This window comes from Oceanobacillus luteolus (assembly GCF_042678205.1).
GTDB lineage: Bacteria > Bacillota > Bacilli > Bacillales > Amphibacillaceae > Oceanobacillus > Oceanobacillus luteolus.
The window spans coordinates 1-1,958 of the sequence record NZ_JBHUDE010000086.1 but is presented as its reverse complement, the minus strand read 5'-3'; the positions used below and the strand labels follow the sequence as shown (position 1 = coordinate 1,958).

The window sequence follows — 1,958 nt, the reverse complement described above, 5'->3', positions numbered from 1 at the left end:
TGTTCCACCTTACTAAGCCAGACAGGAGGGCAATTCCTTTTCCTGTTCCCCCTCATCAAACCGTACATGAAGTTTTCCCTCATACGGCTTTCCGACGTTCTTCTTCCTTTGGCTTTACGGACTTAATCTGCTAATTTCACCAATAGGTGTTCAACTTGCTTTACCGTTTCTCGAAGATAGGCATGTTTATGCTTTTTATTTCTTTTCTTATTGTTGAAAAGGGTTAAGCGTTGTAACACATACCAGTCAATGCGATTCAGCCACCTCTTGGATAATGGAGAGAGCTGGTAATAGTTCTTGAATCCTTGAAGCCTACGGTTCAATCCCTTCACTAGTTCCTCTATATCCATAAACAGTTTATAGCGAGGTTCTGTATAGTCTTTTATTTTCTTCCGCATTTTCTTCATCGCTTTCTTGCTTGGGATATGATTCATGATAAAGAATGTATGTCCACCCTTCTTACGGATGGGGAATTTACGATGATGAAATCCAAGAAAGTCAAATCCATCACTGTCATCCCAAATGTTGACGAGCCTTGATTTCTCTGGATGTAGTGAGAGATCTAGTTTATACATGATTGCTTGAATAACCCGTATGCTCTCTAAGGCGTGTGCTTTCCTTTCACATAAAATCACAAAATCGTCCGCATAGCGAACAATCGTCCCCAAATGGCTGAATTTCTTTTCCCAAAGAGAGTCCATGACATGTAGATAGATATTAGAAAGTAACGGAGAGATTACCCCTCCTTGAGGTGCTCCTAATATGGAATGCCTAACCTTACCTTCTTCCATGATTCCTACCTGTAGCCATTTCCGTATTAGCTTTAATACCCTTCGGTCACTAATGCGTTGTTCTACCAGTTTCATCAGTTTGTCATGGTTAATGTTATCAAAGTAGCCTTGGATATCGACGTCTAATACCCAATAGTTTTTCCTACTCTCTTTTCTTATTTTCGCTATCGCTTGATGAGCATTTCGTTTGGGTCGAAATCCATAGGAACAGTCTTTGAAGTCAGCTTCAAAAATTGGTTCGATTACTAATTTCGTTGCCATTTGTGCGACTCTGTCTTTTATCGTTGGAATTCCTAATGGACGTTTCGTTCCATCATCTTTCGGAATGTAGGTACGTAAGACGGGCTGCGGACGATATCGTTTCTCTTTCAATTCGAGATAAAGTTCGTTTAGAAACTTCTTCTCTCCATACGATTCAATATCCTCCAATGTTTGCGAGTCTACGCCTCCACTTCCTCTTTTCCTTTTCATTCTTTGCCATGCTTCCCACAAGATATCAGGGCGATAAATTTTATCGTATAAAGCATGAAATCGACGTGTCTTACTTTCCTTGGCACAAAGGTATAATGTTTTCCAGAGTTTTTGAGCTTTTGCTTTACTGGTGTAGTTAGCCATTTTCTTGGCATTCACTGACTCTTACCTCCTTTGAACATCTGAACGAAGTAGGGTATTGGCTATTGCCGTCCTTCCCTAGACAACGTTATGTTGTCGTTGTCATCATCGGTAGTATGACCCCCTCCGACTCCCTCTCGACCCATCTACCACTTCACTTTTAAGCTTATAGGTTTTTTGTTTTACTTCCCGTAGGAAGTGACCGAGGAGGGTATCCCCAGTTCCGTTAATTACTTTCCTAACATGTCGCTCCCCATACCCCGAGGGATTCTTAGGTGTTGTCTTTCCAAGTTCTTCACACCGTCCGTGGTTTTCGCCTATATTACCCAGGCTCAACTTCCCCTTTATCCTCTATGAGGGTTGTAATTGACGAGGCGGCAGGATTCACTTAATGTTACAACCTGTTAGGTCGCTCGCACTCTAAATCGAGTTACTTTGTCACAGGGCTTCAACCTTAGGATTTCTCCACCAGTTGCCTGTCAGCTACTGAGCGTCTTGGCACCTACTCAGGTTGGACTTTCACCAACTAGCAATTAACGGCTTGCTGGGCGCGCG

Annotated in this window: 1 protein-coding gene; it reads right to left on the bottom strand. The window is 42.3% G+C overall.

Annotated elements, in window-relative coordinates; all coding sequences use genetic code 11:
* Positions 1-122: 122 nt before the first annotated feature.
* A complete protein-coding gene (ltrA, locus tag ACFSBH_RS12325) occupies positions 123-1,421 on the bottom strand; it encodes a group II intron reverse transcriptase/maturase (RefSeq protein WP_379597780.1) in 1,299 nt (432 codons plus the stop codon).
* Positions 1,422-1,958 lie beyond the last annotated feature (537 nt).